1 protein-coding gene is annotated in these 1,226 nt (G+C 75.3%); it reads left to right on the top strand.

The window, feature by feature from the left end; all coding sequences use genetic code 11:
- A partial coding sequence (locus tag L0B03_RS18095) for a rhamnulokinase family protein (protein ID WP_250448427.1) occupies window positions 1–1,226 on the top strand: 1,226 nt, incomplete at both ends.

Below are 1,226 nucleotides of genomic sequence, written 5' to 3'. Positions count from 1 at the left end.
GGCGCGACGACGCCGGGCAGCGTCGCCTGCACTGGGACGTCCTGGCCCTGTACCGGGGCATCCTCGACGGGCTGCGCGCCGCGACCCGGGAGGCCGGGCGGCTCGACGCGGTCGGCATCGACTCCTGGGCCGTGGACTACGGCCTGCTCGACGCCGACGGCGTGCTGCTCGGCAACCCCGTCAACTACCGCGACGGCCGCACCACGGGGATGCCCGAGCGGGCCTTCGCCGTGGTGCCCGCGACCGAGCTGTACGCGCGGACCGGCCTGCAGGTGCAGCCCTTCAACACCGTGTTCCAGCTGCTCGCCGAGCAGGGCGGTGCGCAGCTCGACGCCGCCCGGGAGCTGCTGCTGATCCCCGACCTGCTCGGCTACTGGCTGACCGGGAGCCGGGGGGCCGAGGTCACCAACGCCTCGACCACGGGCCTGCTCGACGCGACCACCCGCACCTGGACCGTCGACCTCGCCGAGCGCCTGGGCATCGACCCCGGGCTGCTGCCCGCCCTCCGTGAGCCGGGCGAAGGCCTCGGGCCCGTGCTGCCTGCCGTGCGCGAGGAGATCGGCCACCACGCGGAGCTGCCCGTCGTCGCCGTCGGCTCCCACGACACGGCCTCGGCCGTGGTCGGCATCCCCGCCGAGCAGCCGGACTTCGCCTACGTCTCGTGCGGGACGTGGTCCCTCGTCGGCCTCGAGCTCGACCAGCCGGTGCTCACCGAGGCGAGCCGGGCGGCGAACTTCACCAACGAGCTCGGCGTCGACGGCACCGTGCGGTACCTGCGCAACGTCATGGGCCTGTGGGTGCTGCAGGAGTCCATCCGCACCTGGAGCCAGGCCGGGCTGCCCGCGGACCTCGCCGACCTGCTGGCCGCTGCGGCAGAGGTCCCCGCCCTGACCACCGTCGTGGATCTGAACGACGCCGCGTTCCTCCCGCCGGGGGACATGCCCTCCCGGATCGCCGCCGCCGCGACCCGCACGGGCCAGACCCCGCCGCAGTCCCAGGCCGAGACCGTGCGGTGCATCCTCGACTCCCTGGCCCTGGCCTACCGCTGGGCCGTGCGCGAGGCGACGAGCCTGGCCGGGAAGGACGTCGGCGTCGTGCACGTGGTCGGGGGCGGGGCGCGCAACGAGCTGCTCTGCCAGCTCACCGCGGACGCGACGGGATTGCCCGTGGTGGCCGGCCCCGTGGAGGCCGCCGCCCTGGGCAACGTGCTGGTGCAGGCCCGCGCC

The organism is Actinotalea sp. C106 (assembly GCF_023630195.1).
Lineage (GTDB): Bacteria > Actinomycetota > Actinomycetes > Actinomycetales > Cellulomonadaceae > Actinotalea.
Note: the sequence above shows the minus strand (reverse complement) of the source record. Positions and strands in the feature narration are given on the sequence as shown.